Annotated in this window: 31 protein-coding genes; 16 read left to right on the forward strand and 15 right to left on the reverse strand. The window is 56.7% G+C overall.

The genetic code is table 11. The features are described 5' to 3' along the window. Positions 1 to 6: 6 nt before the first annotated feature. Entirely contained in the window at positions 7 to 483 is a 477-nt protein-coding gene (locus tag OYT1_RS13550; protein ID WP_145983677.1) for a hypothetical protein, read from the forward strand. A 77-nt stretch (positions 484 to 560) separates the two neighbouring features. On the opposite strand, the gene OYT1_RS05780 is transcribed toward OYT1_RS13550, so the two are convergent. Beyond that, a complete protein-coding gene (locus tag OYT1_RS05780) occupies positions 561 to 1,025 on the reverse strand; it encodes a WbuC family cupin fold metalloprotein (RefSeq protein WP_062627529.1) in 465 nt (154 codons plus the stop codon). 253 nt (positions 1,026 to 1,278) lie between these two features. Here OYT1_RS05780 and OYT1_RS05785 point away from each other — a divergent pair, with 253 nt between their 5' ends. Together OYT1_RS05785 and OYT1_RS05790 are read left to right on the forward strand one after the other, a co-directional pair. Next, positions 1,279 to 2,139, forward strand: a complete 861-nt coding sequence (locus OYT1_RS05785; RefSeq protein ID WP_062627508.1) for a hypothetical protein — start codon at positions 1,279 to 1,281, stop codon at positions 2,137 to 2,139. Continuing rightward, on the forward strand, positions 2,136 to 2,555 hold the full coding sequence (locus OYT1_RS05790) for a bacteriohemerythrin (RefSeq protein ID WP_062627507.1): 420 nt from the start codon (positions 2,136 to 2,138) through the stop codon (positions 2,553 to 2,555). The genes OYT1_RS05785 and OYT1_RS05790 overlap by 4 nt, the downstream gene beginning before the upstream one ends. An 11-nt stretch (positions 2,556 to 2,566) precedes the next feature. On the opposite strand, the gene OYT1_RS05795 is transcribed toward OYT1_RS05790, so the two are convergent. From OYT1_RS05795 to rsxA, 10 genes are read right to left on the reverse strand one after another with little or no spacing between them, the layout of a single operon-like run. After that, on the reverse strand, positions 2,567 to 2,896 hold the full coding sequence (locus OYT1_RS05795) for a hypothetical protein (RefSeq protein WP_062627506.1): 330 nt from the start codon (positions 2,894 to 2,896) through the stop codon (positions 2,567 to 2,569). A 46-nt stretch (positions 2,897 to 2,942) separates the two neighbouring features. Next, positions 2,943 to 4,286, reverse strand: coding sequence for an ArsB/NhaD family transporter (locus OYT1_RS05800; RefSeq protein WP_062627505.1), 1,344 nt, complete (start codon positions 4,284 to 4,286; stop codon positions 2,943 to 2,945). Then, on the reverse strand, positions 4,283 to 4,744 hold the full coding sequence (locus OYT1_RS05805) for a CBS domain-containing protein (protein ID WP_062627504.1): 462 nt from the start codon (positions 4,742 to 4,744) through the stop codon (positions 4,283 to 4,285). Before OYT1_RS05805 ends, OYT1_RS05800 begins: the two co-directional genes overlap by 4 nt. A 15-nt stretch (positions 4,745 to 4,759) precedes the next feature. Further along, complete coding sequence (locus OYT1_RS05810) at positions 4,760 to 5,038, reverse strand: RnfH family protein (protein WP_062627503.1); 279 nt, start codon at positions 5,036 to 5,038, stop codon at positions 4,760 to 4,762. A gap of 8 nt (positions 5,039 to 5,046) precedes the next feature. Further along, positions 5,047 to 5,724, reverse strand: a complete 678-nt coding sequence (locus tag OYT1_RS05815; protein WP_062627502.1) for an electron transport complex subunit E — start codon at positions 5,722 to 5,724, stop codon at positions 5,047 to 5,049. Continuing rightward, positions 5,721 to 6,341: an electron transport complex subunit RsxG gene (gene rsxG, locus OYT1_RS05820; RefSeq protein WP_062627501.1), complete on the reverse strand. Its 621-nt coding sequence runs from the start codon at positions 6,339 to 6,341 to the stop codon at positions 5,721 to 5,723. Before rsxG ends, OYT1_RS05815 begins: the two co-directional genes overlap by 4 nt. Before the next feature lie 4 nt (positions 6,342 to 6,345). Continuing rightward, positions 6,346 to 7,395 (reverse strand): RnfABCDGE type electron transport complex subunit D, encoded by a 1,050-nt coding sequence (locus OYT1_RS05825; protein ID WP_062627500.1) that lies wholly within the window; start codon positions 7,393 to 7,395, stop codon positions 6,346 to 6,348. Then, positions 7,392 to 8,876: an electron transport complex subunit RsxC gene (rsxC, locus tag OYT1_RS05830; protein ID WP_062627499.1), complete on the reverse strand. Its 1,485-nt coding sequence runs from the start codon at positions 8,874 to 8,876 to the stop codon at positions 7,392 to 7,394. The genes OYT1_RS05825 and rsxC overlap by 4 nt, the downstream gene beginning before the upstream one ends. Beyond that, the gene (locus tag OYT1_RS05835) at positions 8,873 to 9,412 is read right to left on the reverse strand and encodes an RnfABCDGE type electron transport complex subunit B (protein WP_062627498.1); all 540 of its coding nucleotides are present in this window, start codon (positions 9,410 to 9,412) and stop codon (positions 8,873 to 8,875) included. The genes rsxC and OYT1_RS05835 overlap by 4 nt, the downstream gene beginning before the upstream one ends. Before the next feature lie 9 nt (positions 9,413 to 9,421). Next, on the reverse strand, positions 9,422 to 10,003 hold the full coding sequence (gene rsxA / locus OYT1_RS05840) for an electron transport complex subunit RsxA (protein WP_062627497.1): 582 nt from the start codon (positions 10,001 to 10,003) through the stop codon (positions 9,422 to 9,424). Positions 10,004 to 10,259: 256 nt separating this feature from the next. On the opposite strand from rsxA, the gene nifL reads away from it, so the two are divergent. The 4 genes from nifL (at position 10,260) to OYT1_RS05860 (ending at position 14,031) form a co-directional block, all read left to right on the forward strand. Next, positions 10,260 to 11,834: a nitrogen fixation negative regulator NifL gene (gene nifL / locus OYT1_RS05845; RefSeq protein WP_062627528.1), complete on the forward strand. Its 1,575-nt coding sequence runs from the start codon at positions 10,260 to 10,262 to the stop codon at positions 11,832 to 11,834. Continuing rightward, positions 11,827 to 13,380 (forward strand): nif-specific transcriptional activator NifA, encoded by a 1,554-nt coding sequence (nifA, locus tag OYT1_RS05850; RefSeq protein WP_062627496.1) that lies wholly within the window; start codon positions 11,827 to 11,829, stop codon positions 13,378 to 13,380. The genes nifL and nifA overlap by 8 nt, the downstream gene beginning before the upstream one ends. 120 nt (positions 13,381 to 13,500) lie before the next feature. Beyond that, on the forward strand, positions 13,501 to 13,719 hold the full coding sequence (locus OYT1_RS05855) for a Nif11-like leader peptide family natural product precursor (RefSeq protein ID WP_062627495.1): 219 nt from the start codon (positions 13,501 to 13,503) through the stop codon (positions 13,717 to 13,719). A gap of 3 nt (positions 13,720 to 13,722) precedes the next feature. Beyond that, complete coding sequence (locus tag OYT1_RS05860; RefSeq protein ID WP_062627494.1) at positions 13,723 to 14,031, forward strand: DUF6156 family protein; 309 nt, start codon at positions 13,723 to 13,725, stop codon at positions 14,029 to 14,031. 110 nt (positions 14,032 to 14,141) lie between these two features. Here the strand turns inward: OYT1_RS05860 and OYT1_RS05865 are convergent, their stop codons facing one another. From OYT1_RS05865 to OYT1_RS14070, 3 genes are all read right to left on the reverse strand, one after another. Further along, positions 14,142 to 14,555, reverse strand: a complete 414-nt coding sequence (locus OYT1_RS05865; RefSeq protein WP_062627493.1) for a type II toxin-antitoxin system VapC family toxin — start codon at positions 14,553 to 14,555, stop codon at positions 14,142 to 14,144. A gap of 9 nt (positions 14,556 to 14,564) precedes the next feature. Further along, positions 14,565 to 14,795, reverse strand: a complete 231-nt coding sequence (locus OYT1_RS05870) for a ribbon-helix-helix domain-containing protein (protein WP_062627492.1) — start codon at positions 14,793 to 14,795, stop codon at positions 14,565 to 14,567. Between the two features lie 91 nt (positions 14,796 to 14,886). Continuing rightward, positions 14,887 to 15,027: a response regulator transcription factor gene (locus tag OYT1_RS14070; protein WP_408608783.1), complete on the reverse strand. Its 141-nt coding sequence runs from the start codon at positions 15,025 to 15,027 to the stop codon at positions 14,887 to 14,889. Between the two features lie 152 nt (positions 15,028 to 15,179). Here OYT1_RS14070 and istA point away from each other — a divergent pair, with 152 nt between their 5' ends. The 4 genes from istA (at position 15,180) to draG (ending at position 18,822) form a co-directional block, all read left to right on the forward strand. Further along, positions 15,180 to 16,703, forward strand: a complete 1,524-nt coding sequence (gene istA / locus OYT1_RS05880; protein ID WP_062627779.1) for an IS21 family transposase — start codon at positions 15,180 to 15,182, stop codon at positions 16,701 to 16,703. Continuing rightward, entirely contained in the window at positions 16,693 to 17,469 is a 777-nt protein-coding gene (gene istB / locus OYT1_RS05885; protein WP_062627778.1) for an IS21-like element helper ATPase IstB, read from the forward strand. The genes istA and istB overlap by 11 nt, the downstream gene beginning before the upstream one ends. A gap of 89 nt (positions 17,470 to 17,558) precedes the next feature. Beyond that, the gene (locus OYT1_RS05890; protein ID WP_232013234.1) at positions 17,559 to 17,921 is read left to right on the forward strand and encodes a nitrogen fixation protein NifQ; all 363 of its coding nucleotides are present in this window, start codon (positions 17,559 to 17,561) and stop codon (positions 17,919 to 17,921) included. Between the two features lie 7 nt (positions 17,922 to 17,928). Continuing rightward, a complete protein-coding gene (gene draG / locus OYT1_RS05895) occupies positions 17,929 to 18,822 on the forward strand; it encodes an ADP-ribosyl-[dinitrogen reductase] hydrolase (RefSeq protein ID WP_062627034.1) in 894 nt (297 codons plus the stop codon). Positions 18,823 to 18,872: 50 nt separating this feature from the next. Here draG and cysB read toward each other — a convergent pair whose 3' ends face one another. Beyond that, positions 18,873 to 19,814: an HTH-type transcriptional regulator CysB gene (gene cysB, locus OYT1_RS05900; RefSeq protein WP_062627035.1), complete on the reverse strand. Its 942-nt coding sequence runs from the start codon at positions 19,812 to 19,814 to the stop codon at positions 18,873 to 18,875. 106 nt (positions 19,815 to 19,920) lie between these two features. Here cysB and OYT1_RS05905 point away from each other — a divergent pair, with 106 nt between their 5' ends. From OYT1_RS05905 to cysN, 5 genes are all read left to right on the forward strand, one after another. After that, positions 19,921 to 20,706 (forward strand): sulfite exporter TauE/SafE family protein, encoded by a 786-nt coding sequence (locus tag OYT1_RS05905; RefSeq protein WP_062627036.1) that lies wholly within the window; start codon positions 19,921 to 19,923, stop codon positions 20,704 to 20,706. A 19-nt stretch (positions 20,707 to 20,725) separates the two neighbouring features. Then, entirely contained in the window at positions 20,726 to 22,759 is a 2,034-nt protein-coding gene (locus OYT1_RS05910; RefSeq protein WP_062627037.1) for a nitrite/sulfite reductase, read from the forward strand. A gap of 10 nt (positions 22,760 to 22,769) precedes the next feature. Beyond that, entirely contained in the window at positions 22,770 to 23,483 is a 714-nt protein-coding gene (locus tag OYT1_RS05915; protein WP_062627038.1) for a phosphoadenylyl-sulfate reductase, read from the forward strand. An 11-nt stretch (positions 23,484 to 23,494) separates the two neighbouring features. Further along, positions 23,495 to 24,400 (forward strand): sulfate adenylyltransferase subunit CysD, encoded by a 906-nt coding sequence (gene cysD / locus OYT1_RS05920; protein WP_062627039.1) that lies wholly within the window; start codon positions 23,495 to 23,497, stop codon positions 24,398 to 24,400. Between the two features lie 141 nt (positions 24,401 to 24,541). Further along, the gene (gene cysN, locus OYT1_RS05925) at positions 24,542 to 25,795 is read left to right on the forward strand and encodes a sulfate adenylyltransferase subunit CysN (RefSeq protein WP_062627040.1); all 1,254 of its coding nucleotides are present in this window, start codon (positions 24,542 to 24,544) and stop codon (positions 25,793 to 25,795) included. Positions 25,796 to 25,959: the final 164 nt, after the last annotated feature.

Below are 25,959 nucleotides of genomic sequence, written 5' to 3' on the forward strand. Positions count from 1 at the left end.
AAAAATATGAAGCCCTACTCCATAACCTATTTGCTTGTGACATCTATGCTTACTTCATTTTCTTGCATGATGGCACATGCCAAATCACCTGATCTGCAGCCAAACACATCGACAACTCCTACAAAAGAAGTTGTATCGGAGGAAGACATAAAATGGGCTGTAAACCTTCAGAATAATGTCATAAACGGATATAAGGCAAACACTGACGAAATAGCTCGTTACGAAAGTATCTACCAAAAGTACAATGCTTCTAATCAGACACCAGAGCCCACATCAACCGATCTGCAGCCAAACACATCGACATCTTCCACAAAAGAAGTTGTATCAGAGGAAGACATAAAATGGGCTGTAAACCTTCAGACAAAAATTACAAACGGTTATAAGCCAAACACTGACGAAATAGCACGTTACAAAATTATCTTCCAAAGCTACGTATCCTCCATTCAGAAATCAGAGCCCACATCAACTGGAAAAAATCGATAACGCCTACAAAAGAAGCTGAATAACCGGGGATGTACCACGGTTTTCCGTTTCTGCTTTAACTCACCGTACCGCTCCCATTAAGGGTAACTCGCTCCCACTTCGGCGCTGGCGTACCAAGCGTTCAAGGTGGCGGCATCCAGCCCAGCCGACCAAGCGGCGGTATCGCTAGCGAGAACCGGCACATAGCCGCCCTGTTTGACTTCGAAGATCACGCCGCCGCTATCCAACGACAAGACGGCATGCCAAGTGCCCGCTGGCAGTTCGATCACGCTGGACTCTGCGCCCAGCACAGTGCGCTCGACCACGGTCTGTCCTTCAGCATCGAACACCAGCACCACGAAACGCCCACGTAAGGCGAACAGCACTTCCCAGGTGTGTGGATGGCGGTGCGGCAGTACGAGCGTGTCGGGCTCCATGGCGATGGCCAGTCTCTGAACCGGATCGCTTAACTGCTCGTGGAGATTGTGATTGGCACGTAGGCGTGGCGATTGCAGGGCTTGCAGGGCAAGCTGGTCCAAAGCTGCGTAAGTCAGTTGTTTCAAGTCATTCTCCTCAAGATCCGGCTGCCATTTTCCCGCACTTTTACCTGTCGTGCTGATGATACGCACTCCCGCCAGTCACTACGCTCAGACTGGCCGATCTGCTCTACCCCCATCGTCTTGTCCGACAAGATTCAGGCATTGTCGTATTTGCTCCATGCCCTACCCCGCTGCAAGCCGCGCCGATGCTGGAGGGCTCTGCTGGCGCGCTTATTGCGACTAGATGGCTCATCCATCACCACGAGGAGTCATCCCAATGAATAGTGCATTCGATCATATCTTTTCCGGTCTATCTGACGGGAGCGTCGTGCCTTATCTTGGCCCAGGCGCATTGAACGGGGTCATCAATCCAAGCACAGGGAAAGCCATTCCCGCCGATAGCGACAGTCTGATTCTGGCCATGAACAATGGTCAGCCGATGGCACCCAAACTGATGTATGAATTCCCGCGTGCGGCCATGAATGTAGAGTTGAAGCGCGGGCGCAATGCGGTCAACAAGTTCCTCGACGCCACCTATCGCGATACGCCTTGGAGCACTTCGGCCTTGCACGGCTGGCTGGCGCAGCAGAAGTTGCCTTATCTGATCGACGCGAATCGCGATACGCAACTGCAACAGCAATACGCTCACACCCCGCACACGCTGATCGTCGGCGTCGCTCGCATCTCCGGCAAGGAATATCGCTTCCGCCTGTTCCACTACGATGGCACAAGCTATACCCCGATCGAGCAAGAGGCGGTGGATACTCAGCTGCCGATCTTATTCAAACCTTTGGGCACGCCGCTGCCGATCTCGAACTACATTGCCTCCGATGCCGATTTCGTGGATTACATCACGGAGTTGATGGGCGGCTTTGCCATTCCATCCTTTGTGAAGCGTTTACGCCAAGGCAAGCGCTATGTGCTGCTCGGGCAGCGCCTCAACCGTGACACGGATCGGATGGTTTTTTCCGACATCATCTTTGGGGCAGACACACCCGCTGGCTGGGCGCTCATCCCGCATCCAACCGATAAGGAGAAACGCTATGCGGAACGACTGAACATCGAGTTGGTGAATGCCGATGTGGCCGATTTTCTCACGGCGGCACAAGCCTGGAATGGCAGCCTGCAAGCCGCATGAGTAAGTTTCATGCCGTTTGGGATGCTACGCGCCATCCTTTGGGCGTGGACGAACTCGACCATGCCCATCAGGAATTTATCGCGCAAGTGGCGGGACTTATTCAGGCCAGCGATGCCGACTTCCCGCTGCTGTTTCAAGCACTGATCCAGCACACCCGCGAGCACTTCATCGCCGAAGGCCGTTTAATGCGCGAATCCAAATATCAAGGTTTGGGCGTACATGAGGCCGAACATCATCGCGTGTTGGGCGAGTTGCAGCAGCTCAATCGCAGCATGAAGCGGGGACGGATGATGTTGGTACGCGCCTATGTACGGGAAGGTCTGCCCGAGTGGTTCGACACCCATCTGACGATGATGGACGGAGCACTGGTCGCACATCTGAACAGGCAAGCAGCGCGCGATCCTCAGCCAACTTGAGGGCACCCGGATCAGGCCTGGTAATCGGCGCTCAGTTTTACCGAGACAAACTCCGCCCGTGAGGTGGAGTTGTTTTCTTGCAGATTGAGCGCACACCAGTCAGCGAACTCCTGCGGCACGATATGGCATTCAAGTGCCTTCACACCAGAACGCTGAAACTCACGGCGCGCTTTGACGGCCATCGCCTTCCATTTGTCATAGGTCGGCTCAAAACACTGCGGATCGGTAGCCGTGGCTTTTACCGCCGCCCAGGTCTCTTCGGTGTACCACGTGACCCCAATAATCATGGCCTCGCTTCGTTTCTTGGCTTTCAGGCGCTGGTAGAGGGTTGGTTTTTTCATATATGAGGATTGTTGTGAGTAGCTTTTGATCGAGCTAGCTATCCAGTTACATCAGGTAACGGAAGTACAGATAGGCGTGCGAGATCAGGATCGACAGCAACATCAAGGGAAACGCCACCTTCAAGAAAGTAGCGAATCGGATCGGCGCGCCCGCATGTTCCGCGATACCCGCCACCACTAAGTTGGCTGAAGCGCCGACCAGCGTGCCGTTTCCGCCCAGACAGGCACCCAATGACAAGGCCCACCAGAGCGGCATGATCGCTTGTTCGCCGCCCATGGCGGGTGCCATGGATTTGATCAGCGGGATCATCGTGGCCACGAATGGGATGTTATCGACGAATGCGGAAGCGATGGCTGAGCCCCACAGAATGGATAGCGCGGTAGTTGTCAGATCGCCGCCGGTAAAACTCAGCAATCCATGAGCCATCGCTGCGATCAGCCCCGCTTGTTCGATGCCATAGACGGCGATGAACAGGCCGATGAAAAAGAACAGCGTGATCCACTCAACCTCCGTCAGCGCGTGGTGTACGCGCTTGGTTTGTGTCTCAGGGTCGCTGCCGAAGTTCTCTAACAATAGCAACGTGGCCGCGCCGAACATGGCGGTCGTGGCAGGCTCGATATGCAACACGCCGTGCAACATGAAACCAGCGATGACCAGTGCGAATACGAGTGAAGCCTGTTTCAACAATTTCCAGTCAGTGATCGCCTCGATCTCGTTGAAACGCATCACACGCGCCCGATCTTCCGGCAAGGCGACCATGTCTTTACGCCAGTACCACCAGATCGGCAGCAAGGTGGCCAAACTGATCAGTGGAATGATGGGGGTCAGATGAAGCAAGAAGTCATTGAACGTCAGTCCAGCGGCGGAACCGATCATGATGTTGGGTGGATCGCCGATCAGGGTCGCCGTACCGCCGATGTTGGACATGAAGATGACGGCGAACAAGAATGGATAAGGCTTGATCTTCAACTCTTCAGTGATGAGCAGCAGCACAGGCGTCACCAGCAGCACCGTGGTCACGTTATCCAGTAGTGCGGAGAACGTCGCCGTCACCAGTGACATCATCACCAGAATCCCGACCGGCCTCGCCTCTACCTTCTTGGCGATCCAGATAGCGACGAATTGGAATACGCCGCTTTTCTTGGTGATCGAGACGATCACCATCATGCCGATCAACAGGCCCAAGGTATTGAAGTCGATGCCGTGTATCGCAGCTTCCTGCGTCAGGATGCCACACAGGATCATCAACCCACCGCCGAGCAACGCAACGATAGCGCGGTTGATCCGTTCACTGATGATGACGGCATACGTGGCAATGAAGATCGCCGTAGCCAGCCACATAGGATTCATGCCGAATAAGGTATGGATGATGTGAGTTTCACTGTTCATGCTGGAACCTTCTTGCAAACACGGGTCAATAGATCGGTGCCGACGACCATCCCCAATAACTGACCGCTTACCTTATCAACCACGGGGATATCGTTCTCACCTCGATACAGCAACAAAACAGTTTCCAGCAGCGGCGTGTCTGGATAGAGCACGCGCACATTTTTTTCTACTACGTCACCGACCGGCATCGCTCCATGCTGCTGCATCCGTTCGCATAACAGTTCTAGCGTATCGGACATGAACGATAGATCGCTCACTCCCCCTTCAATCAGTACCGCTTTAGGCAGCAACAAAGACAACAGCCGATTCATGCTGAAGATACCGATGTAACGTCCTGTCTCATCGACCACCGGTATGGCCGACAGCCGATTCGACAGCAACATCTGTGCGGCAACTGCAACGCTATCGGTAGCGTTGAGATGGGGCGAGCTTGGGCTCAAGAGTTGGTGGATAGTCATGGCATTCCCTGATGTTTATTCGTCGTCTTCACCTGCTACGCGACGTCGCGGCACCGAGGCAGGATCGGCGGTGATGGCTCGGTATATCTCGATTCGGTCACCCGGTTTGAGTCCGTCATCGAGTTCGGCGACTCTACCAAAAATTCCGACCGCGCAGGTCGAGATGTCGATGCCGGAGAACTTGCGCAGGATGCCGGACTGTTCAATGGCCTGCTGCACCGTGGCATCGTCTGCCACTTCGATGCGCAACCACAGTTGCTGCGAGGGTTCGGAATATGCAACGCCTATCTGCATGATCTCTCCTAATTCGCGGTGGCTTCAGCAGCGGCCAGCTCAGCATGTGCGGCACGACGCTGATCCATCACGCGCTTTGCGGCCAGTAGCAGCCCCACGACCATGAACCCGCCGGGAGGCAGGATCATCAACAAAAAACCTTTGTAGTCAGGCAGGATGGTTGTTTCTAGGAAGGCAAATGCAGGCCCTAGTAACAGATGCGCATTGGCAAACAGGGTGCCACTACCCAACACTTCACGCACACCACCGATCACGACCAAGGCCGCAGTGAAACCCAAACCCATCATCAAACCGTCTAACGCAGATTCAGCTACGCCTGACTTGGAGGCAAAGGCTTCGGCACGCCCGAGAATGGCGCAGTTCACCACGATCAAGGCGATGAATAGTCCAAGCACTTTGTACAACTCATGCGCCCAAGCATTCAAACCCATATCCACCAGTGTCACCAAGGTGGCGATCAGCACGATGTACACGGGGATGCGAACTTCTGTACTGACCCAATGCCGTATGGATGAAATGATCATATTCGATAGGATCAGTACGACCATCGTCGCCAGTCCCATACCCAAACCGTTGGTCACGGTGCTGGTCACGGCCAGTGTCGGACATAACGCCAACATCTGGACGAATACGACGTTGTTGTCCCACAGCCCATCGCGCGTGATGCGGGCGTACTTTTCATTCATGGTCGGCCTCCTGTCTCATCCAGTAGCGCATTACGATTCTGCTCAAAGAACACCAGTCCACCTTTGACGGCCTTGACTACTGCGCGCGGCGTGATGGTCGCACCTGCGAACTGGTCGAACACGCCGCCGTCTTTCTTCACCGCCCACTTCTCGGCTGCGGGATCGGTCATCGACTTACCGTCGAAAGCGAATATCCATCGCGTTTTGGCTGGCTCGATCTTATCCCCCAGCCCCGGCGTTTCGCTGTGCTTGAGCACTCGCACCCCCAATATCTTGCCTTCGCGCGATACGCCCATCACACACACGATCGCTCCCGCATAACCATGTCCGATCACGCGATAGACCACGGCATCGACCTTGCCAGCATGTCGGGCGCGATAGGCAGTCACCTCACCTTCCGCCGTCGGCAACACCAGCGTATCTTGGACGATGTCGTTGTCGTATTGTCCGGGCAACACGATGGCCAACGACTGCTTTAGATCGAGCGCTTCGGCGGCTCGAATGTCACCCTCGGTCGCACCTGACGCGAATGCCAATGCCAGCGTGGTCAGCAAGGCCACACCGCCCAGCGACAATCCCTGGTAACTCAACGTACTACGTAACGCATCCCTATCCATTTCGTTACCCCTTGTTCACCGGCAGCGCTACGCCCTTGCTGTCGCGACCATAAATACGTGGTTTGATGTACTGATCGATCAGCGGAGTGGCCGCGTTCATCAGTAACACGGCAAAAGCGACTCCCTCGGGGTAGCCCCCCCAAGTGCGAATGATCCAAGTCAACAGTCCACAACCGAAGCCAAAGAGGGCTTGTCCGAGCACCGTGTTGGGCGAAGTCACGGGGTCGGTGATGATGAAGAATGCCCCCAACATCAGGCCACCAGAAAGCAGATGCACCATAGGGCCAGCGTAGTGGTTGCCATCGATCAGGTTGAACAACAACGCGGGTACGGCTACGCCCAACAACATGGCGACCGGGGCATGCCAGGTGATGATGCGACGTGCGATGAGGAATAAGCCCCCCACCAGCAGCAGTAGCGCTGCCGTCTCCCCCAGACTGCCGACGCGACTTCCCCACAGGGCATCCAGCGGAGCGTAGTAACCGACCAGCGCCTGATCCAATCCGACACCTCGGGAGAACTCAGTCTTCACGTGACCGAGTACCGAAGCGCTGGCCATGCCATCCAGCGGCTGACTCAGGAACGTGATGCGCAGACTATCCAACCATCCCGGTGATAGCTTTGGCACTGTCCACGTGGTCATCTCCAGCGGGAACGAGATGAGCAACATCACGCGCGCTGCCATCGCCGGATTGAACACGTTCTGCCCTAGCCCGCCAAACAGCTGCTTGCCGATGATGACCGCGAACAGGCTGCCCAGTACAGCAATCCACCAAGGTGCATAAGGCGGCAAGGATAAGGCGAGCAGCCACGCAGTCAGGATGCCGGAGCCGTCCATCAATACTGGGCGAACTTTACGTCCCTGCATACGTACGATGAGTGCTTCGCCTAGCATGGCCGCGAGCAGCGATAACGCCCATAACTCGACGGCTGGCCAACCGTACAGCCAGAAGCCGAACAGCGTGGCAGGCAAAAGTGCCAGTAAAACCGTCGCCATCACTTTGGAGATGGATACCGGTGCATGTGCATGCGGGGAGTGAGCGATGGGGTTCATACAGTCTCCTCGGCGGCTTTTGCCGCAGCTTCTTTGGCCGCTCGCTCTTTCGCCTCACGAGCCGCTTTGCGCTTCGCCGCCGCTGCGGCACGTTCGCGCTCGATGCGAGCCATACGTTCGCTGCGACCCTCAGCCAATTTCTTGGTGGCTTCTTGTTTCAGCTTGGCACGCTCCTGTGCAGCGAGGTCGCCCTTGGCGTAATTGAAGTAATGCACTAGCGGAATATGTGCGGGACAGACGTATGAACAGGAGCCGCAAGAGATGCAGTCTTTGAGACCCAGCGTCACTGCACCCGACAAGTCAGCCGCACGGATATGCGCCGCCATCTCCAGCGGTAACAGCCCTACCGGACACGCCCGCACACAGGTCGAGCAACGTATGCACGGCGAAGCTTCCGCCTGACCGATCTCACTGGCCAACAGTGCCAACACGCCGCTCGTACCTTTTACGACAGGCACACTGGTCTGGGTGAACTGCTGCCCCATCATCGGGCCGCCTAATACTAGGCGCGCGGCAGGTTGTGTGTAGCCCTCGGCGAATTCGATCAACTCCTGCACAGGGGTGCCGATCAGCACTTCGACATTACATGCTGCTTTGATCGCGCCGCCGCTGATCGTCACGATCCGCGAAACCAAAGGCTTACCCAAGCGGATCGCCTGTTGTACGGCATAGGCCGTGGCTACGTTGTGTACCAGCACGCCGATATCAGCTGGGCGTCCGCCCGCTGGAACCTCATGCCCCGTGAGCACTTGGATGATCTGTTTTTCCGACCCCATGGGATACATGCTCGGCATCACTGCGATCTTCACTGCACTACCCTGTGCGGCTGCTTGCATCGCGGCGATAGCTTCAGGTTTGTTGTCTTCGATGCCAACCAATACCTCTTGGGCAGCGACTGCGCTGGCGATGAGACGGATACCTTCAACGATCTCCACTGCACGTTCGCGCATGATGCGGTCGTCACACGTCAGATATGGCTCGCACTCGCCACCGTTGATGATGAGCGTTTTAACGCCGCTATTTCGGCTGAGATTGAGTTTAAGTGCCGCAGGGAACGTCGCTCCACCCAAGCCAACGATGCCTGCAGCAGCAACACGCTCAGCGATGTCTTCGGGCGCAAGTGCAAACGGGTCTTCCACGGTTTCGATAGCGATCCACTGGTCTGCGCCATCGCTCTCCAGCGTGATGGTTGGAACTGGTAGCCCCGAGGGATGTGGGGCGGCATGATTACCCAGTGCCAAGATCGTACCCGAAGTCGGCGCATGGACGGAGCATGAGACCGTGCCCTGCGCCGATGCGATGAGTTGACCTTTCAACACCGTATCACCCACGCTTACCAGCGGAATCGCAGGTGCACCTATGTGCTGTTGCAGCGGGATATACAGCTTCTTAGGCAAGGGCAGAGTACGGATGCTGCCCTGCACCGACATATCTTTGCGCCCTTCAGGATGAACGCCACCGCGCAGGCCGAAAATCTTCATGCTGCCCCCCCTGTCAACGGCTTGTGCCAATACCAAGACTGCAAGGTCACCGGTATCGGTTGTAGTTTGATCGACTCAGTAGGACAGACTTCCTCACACTTGCCGCAGGCGGTGCACGCCTCACGGAAGACCACATGGATCTGCTGAGCCGCGCCCATGATCGCATCCGTCGGACACACCTTGAAACAACGCGTACAACCGATGCAAATCTCTTCCTTGACCTCAGCCATCATCGGCACGCTATCTTGAACGCTCGACAGATCAGCATCCACGCCTAACTTTGCCGCCAGCGCCTGTACCACTGCGCGACCACCGGGCGGGCATAAGGTAACGGGCGCGCTACCATCAGCCAAGGCCTGAGCTGCGCCGGAACAACCGGGAAATCCACATTGGCCGCATTGCGCACCGGGCAGTAACTGTTCGATCTCGGCGATCAGCGGATTGCCTTCGACTTTCAGATAACGAGCCGCGAGCCCCAGCAACAAGCCGAGCGCAACCCCCAATGACGTCAGGCTGATAATGGCAGAAAGCAGCATCTCTTCCCCTTAATGGCCCGCCAAACCGGCGAACCCCATGAACGCGAGTGACAGCAACCCAGCCACCACAAAACCTATCGGTGCGCCGCTGAATGTGGGCGGGACTTGTGCCAAGGCCAGCCGCATACGCAAGCCCGTGAACAACAACATCACCAACGTGAAACCGACCGCCGAGCCAAATCCGTACAGCAGACTGTGCATGAACCCATTCTTTTCCTGCACATTGAGTAGCGCGATACCCAACACCGCGCAATTAGTCGTGATGAGTGGCAAATAAATACCTAACACCTGATACAAACCGGGGCTGAACTTACGAATCACCATTTCGGTGAACTGCACGACTGCCGCGATCGTGAGAATAAAGGCAAGGATGCGCAGGTATTGGATACCCAGCGGCATCAGCAGCCAATGTTCCAGCATCCAGGTCACCGCCGTGGTCAGGGTCAACACAAAGGTAGTGGCCATGCCCATCCCCAGCGCACCGTCCATCTTCTTGGATACGCCCATGAATGAGCACAGCCCCAAGAATTTGACCAGCACTACGTTGTTCACCAGTGCGGTTGAAAGTAGTAACAACAGGTATTCGCTCATTTCGATCATCTCCTGTCCCCTTCATCGCAATCACCATGCCAGCTGAAATCATCTCAAGCTGAAACTCACTAAATCAGCTAGTTGGTGCATCAACGCACCAGAGCGGCGCAGAAAAGTATTGTCGTTGTCGGTTGGCGACACACAACGATGTAGCAAATACGACAACTTAGCGATGTACGTGACATTGAGGCAAAACGAAAAAATATAGGCACGGATATTGCTCGACTAGACGTTGACTGCATTAAACGTGACCGCCATGTCCCAAGCACCGACAGACCACCCCTCACCCGCCGCGACGCATGACGCAGGAGGCGAAGTGCCGTCGCACCTATTCCGCCAAGCCGTGGAGCAAGCAGCGCTGGCGATCTCGATCACCGATGCACGCGCCAACATCTTGTATGCCAATGCCGCATTTGCTCGCACCACGGGCTATGGGCAGGATGAGATCGTCGGCCACAACGAATCCATTCTCTCCTACCGCGTTACCCCTCAGTTGGTGTACGAGACACTTTGGGCGCAAATTCAGCGGCAACGGCCGTGGAATGGCCTACTGGTGAACAAGCGCAAAGACGGCAGCCGCTATCTGGCCGATGTCACCATCACGCCGGTGGTGAACGAAGATGGGCTGACTTCGCATTACCTCGGGATGCAGCGCGATGTGACTGAAGTACACCGCCTTGAGCGACAGGTACAGAATCAAAAGACGCTGATCGAATCGGTGGTGGATTCGGCACAAGTCGCCATCGTGCTGTTGGATGATCGCGAGCATGTCGTTCTGGACAATCAGGAATACAAGAAACTGATCGGCGACCTTGGGCAAGAACCCGTCTTGCGCTTGTTGCCTGCCTTACGCACCCAAATGGGGAGTGCGTTCGATCAAGCGTATGCCAAGCATCTCAACATCGCCGCACGCGAGGTATGTATTCCTATTTCGGGACGACCTGATCGTTGGTTCTCCTGTGCGATTTCGTGGTTCGAGGAGCAAGATGTAGGCGCAGATGCGTTTTACGAACCGATGCGGCGCCACTATATGTTGCTTACCGTTCAGGACATCACCGAACTGAAGCAGCAACAAGAGGCTCTGCGTATCAACAGCGTACGCGCGCTGCTTGCTGAGCAAGAGCGCATTCAAGGTTTACGTGAGACCTTAGCGGGAGCGGTCTATCAACTGGAAACGCCGCTGAATATGTTGAGTACGGCCATTCATTTATTGGAGCGCCGCTTTTCGCCCACATCCTCACCTGCAGGAGCGGGCGATATAACCACCAGTACGCTGGACGAGGCTATCAAGAAGAGCCGCGAGGCCTTAGAAACGCTACGTGCCTGCATCCCCGACCATGCCGTTGCGCAGCAGCAGTTGGTCAGCCTCAATGAGATCCTGTCTGATGTACTCAAACTGGCCACGAGCAACTTGCTGGTTGCAGGCATCGTGGTCGATTGGATACCGTGCGCGCAGCCTGCCGTGGTGCTGGGACATTCTGCGCAGTTGGCTAACTTATTCAAACAATTGGTGTTCAATGCCATCGAGGCAGTGAACGAACGGCGCGGCAGTCAACGCGAATTGCGTATCACCTGCACACCATTATCTGACTATGTAGAGATATTGGTGGAAGACAGCGGCTCGGGCATTGCCGAGTCTTTGCGCTACACCGTCTTTCAACCCTTCTTCACCACAAAAGGTGCCTCTAAACAGCATCTTGGATTAGGCTTGGCGATGGCGCAAGAAGTGGTGACTCGTCACGGTGGCACGATCGACATCGATCCCACGGTCCACATAGGTTGCCGGGTGAGAGTGCAACTTCCTCTGGCCAAGGGGGTGAGCCATGTCTAACGCCCGCACAGAAGGATGGTCAGAACTGGAGCTGGATCTGCTCCGCTCTGAACTTGAGACGCTGTATCAAGTCAGTCGGGTTCTGTCGCGCTCGCTCAACTTCAAAGAGACTCTGGACGGCGTGCTGCATGCGCTGCACGAAGGCATGGCCTTTGAGCGCGGCATGGTCAGCTTGATGGATGCCGCCAGTGGCGAGCTACAAGTGTCGCTGGTTTATGGCGTGTCCGACACCGTCACCGAAGAGATCAGTTACCTGCCTGGCGAAGGCATCGTCGGCACCATCCTCAAAACCGGCAACAGTATTGCGGTCAAGTGCATCATGGACGAACCGCGTTTCCTGTCGCGCCTTGGCATCTATAACCCGATGGGTTCCTTCGTCGGTGTGCCGATTCGTATCGGCAAGAAAGTCGCTGGGGTACTCGCCGCTCAACCGTCGCCCAATGTGTCGAAGGTACTGAGCGAATACCAGCGCTTTCTGGAGATGGTCGCTAACCTGATCGGTCAGAGCGTGCGCCTGTCGCACGAAGTCGCACAAGAGAAGCAAGAGATCGTGGAAGAGCGCGATGTGCTCCGCCGCACCGTGCGTGGCCAGTTCGGCTTCGACAACATCATCGGCCACACCCAGCCGATGCGGCGCATCTTCGAGCAAGTGCGGCTAGTGGCGAAGTGGAACACCACCGTGTTGATACGCGGCGAGACCGGCACGGGTAAAGAGTTGATCGCCAACGCCATCCATTACAACTCACCGCGCGCACGCGGCAGTTTCGTCAAACTCAACTGTGCGGCGCTGCCCGAGACCTTGTTGGAAAGCGAATTGTTCGGCCACGAAAAAGGCGCATTCACCGGCGCTGTGGCGCAACGCAAAGGACGTTTCGAGCAGGCCGAAGGCGGCACGGTGTTCCTCGACGAGATCGGCGAGATCTCCGCTTCGTTCCAAGCCAAGCTGTTGCGCGTGTTGCAAGAAGGCGAGCTTGAGCGCGTGGGCGGCACCAAGACCATCAAAGTCGATGTGCGCGTAGTCGCAGCGACCCACCGCGACCTCGAAGCCGAAGTCGAAAAAGGGCGCTTCCGCGAAGACTTGTACTACCGCCTCAATGTGATGCCGCTCTACCTGCCGCCGCTGCGCGAACGCATGGAAGACATCCCCGACATCGCCCGCTTTCTGGTGGAAAAACTGGGGACGCAACAAGGTCGCCCGCTCAGTCTGACCGATACTGCGATGCGCGTACTGCTGCATCACGATTGGCCGGGCAACGTGCGGGAACTGGAGAACTGTCTGGAGCGTGCAGCGGTGATGACTGAGGGCAACACCATCGACCGCGACACCATTCTGGTCACCGGCATCGAAGAAAAGATTTCCGCCAGTCGTGGCGCGATTCAGAGTCTGGACTTGGACGACCCGAATCTGGACGAGCGTGAGAAAGTCATCGCTGCCTTGGAGCAAGCCGGTTGGGTACAAGCCAAGGCCGCGCGCCTGCTCGACATGACTCCACGCCAGATTGCCTATCGCATTCAGACGCTAAATATCAAGGTAAGGCAACTCTAGCGATACAGGCATGTAACTTGCTGACTGAGTGATAAGGCTGACAAAACCGACAATTCAGCCGACATGAGTGGGAAGCTCAGGCTTCCCTCGCATCCTTAACCTGAAATTTAGAGACCCGATATGGCCATCAAAGACATCAAAGGCTTTTCCGACAAAGCCAAGACAGACCCCGCACTTAAAGAGCAACTGCTCGCCTGTCAAAAGGTGCGCGAGCTACTCACTCTTGCGCGTGAAAATGGATTCAATTTTATCGAAGATGAACTGTATCCGCCCAATGAGCCGCAATTCACCGCCGACCAGCTTTCAGAGCGCATGGCCAAAGCCCTGCTGCGAGCCTAAGCGATGAGTTCCACTCACGTGGAGAACCGGGAGATTTCCCGGTTTTTTGTCACCTACACCGGCGTCAAGCTGCCCTTCAAACTGGTCAACGAATTGCAGCCCAGCGAAGTTGAGAATCGCAATACCTACTTTCGCGGCTACTTCGATGCGCAAGACAGACTCTCCGGCTTCGACAAACTTGCCTACGGCGAGATCGAGCTAAAACACCGCTACACCTACCATGCCAATGGCAAACTTGAGCGGGCTCAGATCACCGATATCGATGGTGAGATCACTGAAATGACATTCGATGCCGAGAACATCGCTGGGTGAATCCAGCCTCGGCCAAGGTCTGCTGGCTGACCTCATTTGCTTGCGAAGCCGTCATTACAAACCCGCAGAATTTTGGGTAGGCTCACCCTACTTTCTCACTGCTTCTCTTCTTAGTGCTCAAGTGCTTCGTGCCAGTTAAGCCACTGTAAGCCTTGCACACGGGAAAATTCGCGCACATTGCGCGTCACCAGAGTGGCCTGATAACGTAATGCCGTGGCAGCAATCAACGTATCGTGCGGACCGATGGGCGTGCCGGCGGCCTCAAGCTCGGCGCGAATACGGGCGGCGTAAGCTGCGCATTCGCTATCAAACGACAAAACCTGCATTGGTCGCAGCAGCGCGGTTAATGCCGTTAGACGTGGATTAGCCGCTTCCGACGGCAAACGTAAAAGACCGTAACGCAGCTCGTACTCCACAATAGCGGGCACGCCAATATCGGCAGGAGAAAGGGCTTGCAGGCGCGGCACTACTTGTGGATCGCCGCGAAAGTAGTAACTGATGGTGTTGCTATCGAGAATCAACATGGCAAGAAATCAAAAGCCAATGCGGGGCAAATCATCTGCCTTCGAGACAGGGCTTTCTTCACGCAAGGGGAAATCGGCAAAGTGGCCCGCCAAAGCTAGACAATCTTGCGGCCACTCATGTCCTGCGTATTTGCGGATCATTTCCGCTACCCAACGGCTTTTCGATACTCCATTGGCCTGCGCGGCCTGATCCACCAGCGCTTGCGTGGCATCATCCAGATATAGCGTGATTTGTGACATGGCGAAACTCCTTACAATGTGAACTGGCAAGTATATTTGCAATTATACTTACTGGAGCCAATTCGTCAAAATTAAGACCGCCGCATCGGTATCACTTATCCCTTAACCGGTTTTCTATCACGTAGTAAGTCAGCTCGGCGTTATTCTTCAAGTTCATTTTTTCTAAGATATGCGCACGGTAAGTGCTGACCGTTTTGACACTCAGCGACAATGATTCGGCAATTTCAGACACTTTTTTGCCAGCTCCGATCAAGCGCAGAACTTGATATTCCCTGTCTGTTGAATTGCACCCAAAACTGACCCACCTAGCGCAGTAAATTGCATCCAAATTTGACCCACGTATAGATACTGTCCTGCTCAATATTTGAGCGGGAACAAACAGGAGTGATCAACGTGGCGATATTAAGCAGCATCAGGCGCTGGCATTTGCGCGACAACATGCCCATCAGAGAGATCGTTCGAAGGACCGGACTCTCCCGCAACACCATCAGGAAGTATTTGACCAACAAAGTCGTTGAGCCCAAGTACCCCAAGCGTAAGACCCCCAGCAAGCTCGACGACTATGCCGTCAAGCTAACTGCATGGCTAAAGACCGAAGCTGGCAAAGGACGCAAACAGAAGCGTAGTCTCAAGCAACTGCACAGCGACTTGGTGCAGCTAGGCTTCACAGGCTCCTACGACCGAGTGGTTGCCTTCGCTAAACGATGGCGACAGCAACAACAAGAACAGGCGCAGACGGCGGGACGCGGCACCTTCATTCCGCTCATCTTTGCACCTGGTGAAGCCTTCCAGTTCGATTGGAGCGAAGACTGGGCCGTCATCGCGGGAGAACGCACCAAACTTCAGATTGCTCACTTCAAACTCAGTCACAGTCGAGCCTTCTATCTGCGTGCCTATCCGTTGCAGACACACGAGATGCTGTTCGACGCACACAACCATGCCTTCGCTGTCTTCGACGGCGTGCCTGCGCGTGGCATCTACGACAACATGCGCACCGCAGTAGACAAGGTCCGACGCGGCAAACAACGCGACGTCAATATCCGCTTCTCTGCCATGGTGAGCCACTACCTGTTCGATGCTGAATTCTGCAATCCAGCTTCCGGTTGGGAGAAAGGACAGATTGAGAAAAACGTACAAGATGCAAGGCATCGCATCTGGAACAAACTCCCCGCGTTTGGGAGTCTGCATGAACTCAATGACTGGCTACATCAACGCTGCCTGTCGCTCTGGAAAGAACTCCCTCATCCCCTACAATCGGAACGTCGTATCGCAGATGTCTATGCGGACGAACATCCTTGCCTGATGGCGCTGTCCTGCCCATTTGATGGATTTGTTGAACACGTCAAACGCGTGTCGCCGACTTGCTTGGTCATGTTCGAGCGTAACCGCTACAGTGTTCCGGCCTCCTATGCCAACCGCCCCATCAGCCTGAGGGTGTATGCCGACAAGCTGTTGTTCGTAGCTGAATCTCAAATCATTGCCGAGCATGTGCGGATGATTTCGAATAAGCATGCTCATGGTCAGACGATCTACGACTGGCGTCATTACCTGAGCGTGCTTCAACGCAAGCCAGGTGCATTGCGCAACGGTGCACCGTTCGCTGAACTACCCGAAGGCTTCAAGCATTTGCAGAACATCTTGCTCAAGCGACTGGGTGGAGATCGGGAGATGGTAGAAATCTTAGCCCTCGTCTTACAGCACGATGAAGCTGCCGTGCTCACAGCAGTCGAGTTGGCCCTAGAGAGCGGTGTGCCATCCAAGCAGCATGTGCTCAATCTGCTGACGCGACTGATTGAGCCTGCACCACCAGCCCCTGTTGATACGCCGGCCCATCTGACGCTCGTGGTCGAGCCGCAGTCTAACGTTAGCCGCTATGACCAATTGAGGGAGGTGCGCCATGCAGCATGAAGCCATGATCACCACGCTCAAGAGCATCAAGTTATACGGCATGGCGCAGGCGGTGGATGAACTGGCTAGCCAAGGTTCACCTGCCTATCAGAGTGCACAAGTGATGTTGAGTACCTTGCTCAAGGCCGAGATGGCGGAACGCGAGGTACGCTCTATCGCCTACCAGATGAAGGCATCCCGTTTCCCAGTCTACCGTGACTTGGCGAGTTTCGACTTCAGCCAGAGCGTGGTGAACGAGGCACTCATCCGGCAGTTGCATCGATGCGAGTTCTTGGATCAGGCACACAATGTGGTGCTGGTCGGAGGCCCTGGCACGGGCAAGACGCATCTGGCGACGGCACTCGGTGTGCAGGCGGTGCAACATCAGCATCGTCGAGTCAGGTTCTTCTCGACCATTGAGTTGGTGAATGCGTTGGAGTTGGAGAAGGCTGCGGGCAAACAGGGGCAGATTGCTAACCGGATGATGTATGCCGATCTGGTGATTCTGGATGAGTTGGGCTATCTGCCGTTCAGCCAAGCGGGAGGTGCATTACTGTTCCACTTCATTGGCAAACTCTATGAGCGCACGAGTCTTGTGATCACGACCAACTTAAGCTTCGCTGAATGGGGCTGTGTGTTCGGGGATGCAAAGATGACAACGGCGTTGCTCGACAGGTTGACGCACCACTGCCACATCGTGGAGTCCGGCAACGACAGTTACCGCTTCAGAAACAGTTCAACTCAATCGGGAAAGGAGGGCAAAAACAGAAAACTATCCACAACTTGAAACGTTCAGAGATAATTCAAGGGTGGGTCAAAGTTCAATGCAATTGGTGGGTCAGTTTTACACGCAATTCAACACCCCGCATCGAGCTAGTGATTCGCATCACCGAGAACACCACCGATCTGCGTGCCAACGAGCATGACGACCTGCTGCAACTGCTACTCGACGAGCGCGCTGGACGCGATTCTTCCGAGCTATGGATGGCTCACATCGTCGCCACCGCCTGTCTTGCCAGTGACCACCTCTGGCAAGATCTCGGCCTGTGGTCACGCGAGCACCTCAGTCGCCTGATGAACGACAACTTCCCTGCGCTGGCGGCGAAGAACGTCCACGACATGAAGTGGAAGAAATTCCTCTACAAGCAACTGTGCGAACGCGAAGGCATCAACGCTTGTCGCGCACCGAGTTGTGAGTATTGCACTGACTATCTGAAATGCTTCGGGCCGGAAGAGTAGCCCGCCTATGATTGCCACCGACCATGCCGTCGCCGCCTATCTCGGCCTCGCCATCGGTGATGCGCTGGGTTCGACCGTGGAGTTCATGACCCCGCGCGAGATCGTGGCGAAATATCAAGTGCATGACCAGCTGATCGGCGGCGGCTGGTTACATCTTAAACCGGGACAAGTCACCGACGACACCACGATGGCGCTGGCTTTGGGCGAGTCTATCCTCAAACAGGGCAAGGTCGATGCGCTAGCGGCGGCGCAGGCGTTCGACGGATGGATGCGCGCCAAGCCCGTGGACATCGGCAACACTGTGCGGCGCAACCTGCTGCAATTTCGCAAGACGGGAAACCCAGCAGCGCCCTACTCCGACCATGACGCAGGCAACGGTGCTGCGATGCGCCTGCTGCCCGTGGCACTGGCCACTCTCGGCCAGCCAGAGGAGTCCGTGCGCGCTGCCAGCCGCGCCCAAGCCCACGTCACTCACCACTGCGCGCTGTCTGATGCAGCCTGCGAGTGTCTGGTGATGATGGTGCAGGATGCACTGCGCGGTGCGAGCAAAAATGAATTACTGCACCGGCACGCCCACCCGCTCGCCGCTCGCCATCCCGAATTCAAATTCCGCGCCGTGCGCCAGCAAAGCAACCCCAGCGGCTACGTCGCCGACACGATGCAAGCCGTATTCCAGAGTTTCTTCGACACGGATGATTTCAGAGGATGCCTGATCGACGTGGTCAATCGAGGTGGCGATGCAGACACCACCGGTGCCATCGCTGGGATGCTGGCAGGCGCGTTGTACGGACTGGAGGCGATACCGAAGGTCTGGCTCGGTGCACTGGATGACAATATCCTGCGCGCTTGCGAAGCCCAAACGCACGCGCTACTGGAAGCTTCCAACACATTCTTAAGCTGAGGCTGTCCTCAAAACAGCGGGAAACTGCTCATCAGGCGGGCTAGGATTTCTCACTCTCGCAGAGTTTCCTTCTTCTTCCTCAATGTGTTGACGACGACATCTCGCGTTAAGTGTGATGCGAAAAGTTCGATGAAGTGATAGGTATAGCCACGCAGGAACTCGTTGCGGCGCAACGCCAAACGAGTCACGTTGGATTTAAGCAGATGATCGAGCGGCAAGCGACGCAGGCGCACATCGCGTTCGGGCACGAAGGCCATCTCTGCGACGATACCAATGCCCAGTCCGAGATCGACGTAAGTTTTGATAACGTCAGCGTCGATGGCAGACAAGACGATGTTCGGCGTCAACCCTTCGGCCTCAAAGGCCTGATTGATCTTGCTGCGTCCGCTGAAGGCGAAGTCATAGGTGATGATCGGGTACTCGGCCAGTTTGGCCAGCGTCAACTCGTCTTCGTTCAATAGCGGGTGATCCTGCGGCACGATCAGGCAGTGATGCCATTCGTAACATGGCAGCGTCACCAGTTCGTCATATTGATCCAGCGCCTCGGTCGCGATGGCGATGTCGGCCTCGCCGTTCAAAGCTTGCTCGGCGATCTGGGTCGGATTGCCCTGATGCAGATTGAGTTTCACCCCCGGATAGCGCTCGATGAACTGCTTCACCACCGGCGGCAAGGCATAGCGTGCCTGCGTGTGCGTGGTGGCGATCGTCAGCGAACCGGTGTCCTGAGAGCGGAACTCCTGCCCCACCAGTTTGAGATTGTCCGCTTCCAGCAACAGGCGCTGGGCGATGTCCAACACCAACCTGCCCGGCTCGGTGATGCTGGCGATGCGCTTGCCGTTGCGTACAAAGATCTCGATGCCGAGTTCCTCTTCCAGCAACTTGATCTGCTTGCTGATGCCCGGCTGCGAAGTGTAGAGCGCGTCTGCCGCCTGCGAGATGTTCAGGTCGCGCCGGGCGATCTCTTGCAGATAGCGTAATTGCTGAAGGTTCATTTTCGTATTCCTAATAACTAAATCGCATTAGGTAATAATACATCAGTCTTTGTGGATTATTAAGTCAGCCTTACCATGCGCGCCATTCACAACCCCCAAGGCAATCATGGACTGGCTCTACACCTTATCAGGCTTCACCGTTGGCCTTATCGTCGGCGTTACCGGCGTGGGCGGTGGCTCGTTGATGACACCCTTGCTGGTGCTGCTGTTCGGTGTCTCACCCGCCACAGCCGTCGGCACCGACCTGCTCTATGCAGCGCTAACCAAGATGGGCGGCAGCTATGTCCACGGCAAGAAAGGTTCTGTGGATTGGCGTGTGGTCAAGCTGCTCGCACTGGGCAGCTTGCCTGCCGCGCTGTTCAGCCTGTGGCTGCTGAAGAATCTCTCGCTGGATGAGAAAAGTCTGAAATCACTCATTACCAGTGTGTTGAGCGTAGCGCTGATCCTCACAGCCTTCGCCTTATATTTCAAACCTTGGCTGCAAAAACTGGGCCGCAGCAAGGATGGCGCTGTATTTGAGCTCCATGCCCATCATCTGACGGGCGCGACGGTGGCAACCGGGGTGGTATTGGGCACGCTGGTGGCAATCTCTTCGGTCGGTGCGGGCGCGCTGGGCGGCGCAGTGTTGCTTTTCCTCTATCCACGCATGGCTACCGTCAAGATCGTTGGCACCGACATCGCCCACGCGGTGCCGCTGACGCTGGTCGCGGGTTTGGGGCACGCTGCACTCGGCACCGTCAATTTCTCGTTGCTGGGCAGCTTGCTGCTTGGCTCCCTGCCCGGCATCTGGATCGGCAGCCACCTCAGCGCCCGCATCCCGGAAAAGGTATTGCGCTTGCTGCTGGCCACCATGCTGCTGATCATCGGCGCGAAACTGTTGTTCTACAAGTAATCTGAAGAAGGATAAGACCATGAGCATCAATCAAAACAACTTATCGGATCTGGAAGAGATCGCCCGCTTCGAGCAAGCAGTGCAGACCTTCTTTAACGGCCACATCGATGCCGACCGTTTCACGGCTATCCGCCTGCATCAGGGTGTGTACGGCCAGCGCCAACAAGGCGTGAACATGCTGCGCATCAAGGTACCCGGCGGGCGTTTGAATGCCGACCAACTGGACGCGCTGGCCGATGTGGTGACCAGTCATTCGCAGAAGAACATCGCGCACATCACCACGCGCCAGTCGATCCAGATCCACTTCATCCCGCTGGCCGAGATGCCCGCCGCGATGCGTCGCCTCGCGCCCACGGGCCTGACCACACGCGAAGCCTGCGGTAACACCGTGCGCAATATGAGCGCATGCAGTTTGGCGGGCGTGTGCCCACGTGAGCATGTGGACATCGGCACCTATGTGGACGGCGCGACCGAGCACTTCCTGCGCAATCCGCTCAACCAGCAGATGCCGCGCAAGATGAAGATGAGCTTTTCCGGTTGCGAGGCAGATTGCGCCCAGTCGCTGCTGCACGACATCGGCGTGATCGCGGTCAAGCAGGACGGCAAGAACGGCTTCAAGATCAAGTCCGGCGGCGGCCTCGGCCACAAGCCACGCGAAGCCATCGTGGTGGCGGAATTCGTGCCCGAACGTGAGTTGCTGTTCGCTATCGAAGCCTTGGTGACGCTGCACAACAAGTATTCCGACCGTACCAAACGGGCGAAGTCGCGTATCAAGTTTCTGGTGGAACGCTTTGGTGAGGAAGGATTTATCACCAAATACCGCGAGGAATTCGAGCGCACCCGCATCGCATTGGCACAACAGCCCTACCCGCAAGGCGAATGGCGTGTGCCCACCGGCAACGAGCATCCCGGCCCCGGCGCACCGCGTAAAGTGTTCGCACAACGTCAGGCAGGATTGGTCGTGCTACCGATCTCGGTAGCGCTGGGCGAGATCACCGATGTGCAATTGCACGCGCTGGCGGCTGCCTTACGTGTTCACGGGCTGAATGAGGTGCACACCACGCAGGATCAGAACATCGCCATCATCAACGTGGCGGAAGCACAGGTCGAGTCGCTGCGTGCAGCGCTGGCAGCGGCGGGGCTGAACCTGCCGCAGACCGGCGACAGCGTGGTCGCTTGCCCCGGCGCGGCCACCTGCCGTCTGGGCATCACCTCCAGCACCATCGTTGCGCCCAAGCTGTCTGGCGGCATCAAGGATCTGCGCATCCGCGTGTCTGGCTGCCACAACGGTTGCGCCCAGCCCGAGACCGGTGACATCGGTATCTACGGCGAAGGTAAGCGTCTGCATGGCCGTTTGGTACCGCACTACCAGATGTACTTCGGCGGCTGCGGCATGAGCCACGGTGCGCTGGCGCTGAAAGGCCCTGCAGTTCCCGCTGCGCGTGTGGAAACAGCCATCGCCAAGGTCGCCGAGGCTCATGTCGCCAGTGGCGAAGCCAATTTCTTTGACTGGGTGCGCGCTCAGGACGAGGCGTATTTCAAGACGCTGCTGGCCGACGTGATCGAGGTCAAAGAGGAAGAAGCCGCATCGGTGATGCGCGACCACGGTGACGAAGGCGATTTCCGCGTACTGAATCTGGGCGGCGGTGAATGCGCGGGCGCTTCGCAAGTAATGATCGGTGCGAACTTCTTCGAAGCAGCTCACGAACGCGAGTACCGCAACGCACTGGTGTTCCAGCGCAAATACGCCGAAGCGGCGCATTGCAACGTCGCCATCCTGCGTCTGTTGGGCGGTGGCATCGCTCAGCTGCTGGGCGGTGTGCGTCTGGACAAACTGGAGTTGCTGGCCGAACAGTTGCGCGATCTGGTGCCGGGTGCCGTGTCGGACGAGTTCGCCCGTCTGACTAGCAACTTCGCCCAGCCCGACGAGATCAGCGATGCCGATCTCGCCATCCTGAATCAGGAAGTGGATGCGTGGACGCGCCTAGTCGGCGCGTATGCCACCGAACATGACGAGCAGCTCGACCTGAGCGAAGCGCTGCCTGCGATCTGAAAGGAATGACATGAGTCAATTGGAAAACAAGATAGCAAGCACCCTCGCCATTCTGGAAGCGGCCGTGCGCGACTACGCACCCGTCACCTTCGCCAACAGCCTGGGCGCGGAGGACATGGTATTGACCGACCTGATCGCCGAGAGCGGCTTGAACATCACCATGTTCAGCCTCGATACCGGACGGCTGCCGCAGCAGACCTACGAGCTGATGCAAGAGGTGCGCAAACATTACACGCTGCCGCTGCATGTCTATTACCCGGAAGCCGCTCACGTCGAAAATTTCGTCACCGAGCACGGCGTGAACGGTTTTTACGATAGCGTGGAGAATCGCAAGGCCTGCTGCTACGTGCGCAAGGTGGAGCCGCTGCGCCGTGCCCTAGCCACCAAGCACGCTTGGATCACCGGGATGCGCCGAGAACAGGCGGTGACACGCGGCACGCTGGAAGTCTCTGCCTTCGACGTGGACAACGGCCTGCAAAAGTTCAACCCGCTGCTGGATTGGACGAGCGCCGAGGTGTGGGAATACATCAAGGCCAACGATGTGCCGTACAACGCGCTGCACGACCAGTTCTACCCCAGCATCGGCTGCGCGCCCTGTACCCGCGCCGTCACGCCCGGTGAAGATATTCGCGCTGGTCGCTGGTGGTGGGAGGATGCCGATAGCAAGGAATGCGGCCTGCATGTGGGCAAATCGTCGGCACTGAAATTTGCAGCAATCAACTGAAAGAAAAGAATATGAGCAAACACACTTTCACCCATCTGGACGCACTCGAAAGCGAGTCCATCCACATCATGCGCGAGGTCGCTGCGGAATGTAAGAATCCGGCGCTGCTGTTCTCCGGCGGGAAGGATTCCATCGTGATGCTGCGTCTGGCGGAGAAGGCGTTCAGTCCGGCCAAGTTCCCGTTCCCGCTGGTGCATATCGACACCGAGCACAACTTCCCCGAAGTGATCGAATGCCGCGACAAGCTGGCGAAGGATCTGGGTGAGCGCCTCATCGTGCGTTCGCTGGAAGATTCCATCAAACGTGGCACCATCGTTATCAAGGACGAGAGCAAGCCGCGCAACCCGTTCCAATCGGTGACGCTGCTGGAGACCATCGAGGAGTTCGGCTTCGACGCTTGCATGGGCGGAGCGCGGCGTGATGAAGAAAAAGCGCGTGCCAAGGAGCGCATCTTTTCTTTCCGCGACGAGTTCGGTCAGTGGGACCCGAAGAACCAGCGCCCCGAGTTGTGGGATACCTATAACACCCGCGTCCACGCCGGCGAGAACATCCGCGTGTTCCCGATCTCGAACTGGACGGAGCTGGATATCTGGCAGTACATCGGTCGCGAAAAGCTGCACATCCCGCCGATCTACTACGCGCACGAACGCGAAGTCATCCGTCGCGGCGGCAACGTGATCCCGGTGTCGCACTTGGTGCAGCCCAAGCCAGGCGAAAAGGTCGAAGTGGCGACCGTGCGCTTCCGCACCGTGGGTGACATGACCTGCACCGCACCGGTGGAATCGACCGCCCGTAACGTGGACGAGATCATCGAAGAGACCGCCACCTCCCGTATCACCGAACGCGGCGCAACCCGCATGGACGATCAGACTTCAGACGCGTCAATGGAGCTGAGAAAAAAAGAAGGCTATTTCTAGATCGTCATTCCGGCGTAGGCCGGAATCCAGTCTAAAAATAAATCCCGCGCAGCGGGACAACACCCAAAGGCATATTGAAGAAGACCGCTGGATTCCGGCCTGCGCCGGAATGACGATGCGGAAAAATTTGAGGGTTAAATCATGAGCGACACAACACAGTTACTAAGATTCATCACCGCCGGTTCGGTGGACGACGGCAAGAGCACCCTCATCGGTCGCTTGCTGCACGACTCGAAGTCCATCTTCGAAGACCAGTTCTCGGCGATTTCCAAGACCAGCGAGAAGCGCGGCATGGGCGCGGTTGACTTATCGCTGCTTACTGACGGTTTGCAAGCCGAGCGTGAACAGGGCATCACCATCGACGTGGCCTACCGCTACTTTGCCACGCCACGCCGCAAATACATCATCGGCGACACGCCCGGCCACGAGCAGTACACCCGCAATATGGTCACGGCGGCTTCGACGGCCAACCTCGTCGTCATCTTGATCGATGCGCGCAAAGGCGTGCTGACGCAGACGCGCCGCCACACCTATCTGGCCAGCCTGCTCGGCGTGCCGCATGTGGTGCTGGCGGTGAACAAGATGGACATGGTCGATTATTCGCAGGCGCGCTTCGACGAGATCGTGGCCGAATACCGTCGATTCGCCGCTCCGTTGGGCATAGCCGATCCCGTCTGCATCCCGCTGTCCGCGTTGAACGGCGACATGGTGGTGGACAGGGGCGACAATCTGGACTGGTATCAAGGCCCAGCCCTGCTCGAATTCCTCGACACCGTCGAGATCGACCACGACGTGAACACCACCGATTTCCGTTTCCCCGTGCAGTGGGTGTGCCGCCCACAAACCGACGAACATCACGACTTCCGAGGCTTCATGGGGCGCATCGAGGCGGGCGAAGTGTCGGTCGGCGATGAGATCACCGTGCTGCCATCGGGCCGTACAACCAAAGTGAAAGAGATCGTTACTTATGACGGCAAGCTGCAAACCGCGTTCGCGCCGCAGTCCGTCACGCTGACACTGGAAGATGAGATCGACATCTCGCGGGGCGACCTGTTCGTGCGTAGCTCGGATACGCCGCCGCATGTCGCCAAGGAGTTCCGCGCCATGCTGTGCTGGCTGTCGGAGTCGCCGTTGGACAAACAGCGCAAGTACATCGTCAAGCACACCACGCGCACGGCCAAGTGTTTGTTCAGTAGCCTCGATCACCGCATCGATGTGAACACACTGGAGTTGCACGCCGTCGAAAAGCTGGCGATGAACGATATTGCCCAAGTTTCGATCAAGGTGCAGCAGCCGCTGGTGTTCGACAGCTACGCTACTGACCGCGCCACCGGCAGCTTCATCGTCATCGATGAAGCGACCAACAACACGGTCGCAGCAGGCATGATCGTCTAGCCTCTCACTGGGCAGCATCTTTCAGGGAGCCTCGAAAAATCTACTGCGCGACTCGATTGCGGCGTTGCGCGGTACTCACCCCTCGCCTATCTAATTGATATGTCTCGGATGCTCCGTTCCGTGCGCCTTGCACTCAAGCCGCTCGCTACGATTTTTCGAGGCTC

It is taken from the genome of Ferriphaselus amnicola, assembly GCF_000974685.2.
Taxonomy (GTDB): domain Bacteria; phylum Pseudomonadota; class Gammaproteobacteria; order Burkholderiales; family Gallionellaceae; genus Ferriphaselus; species Ferriphaselus amnicola.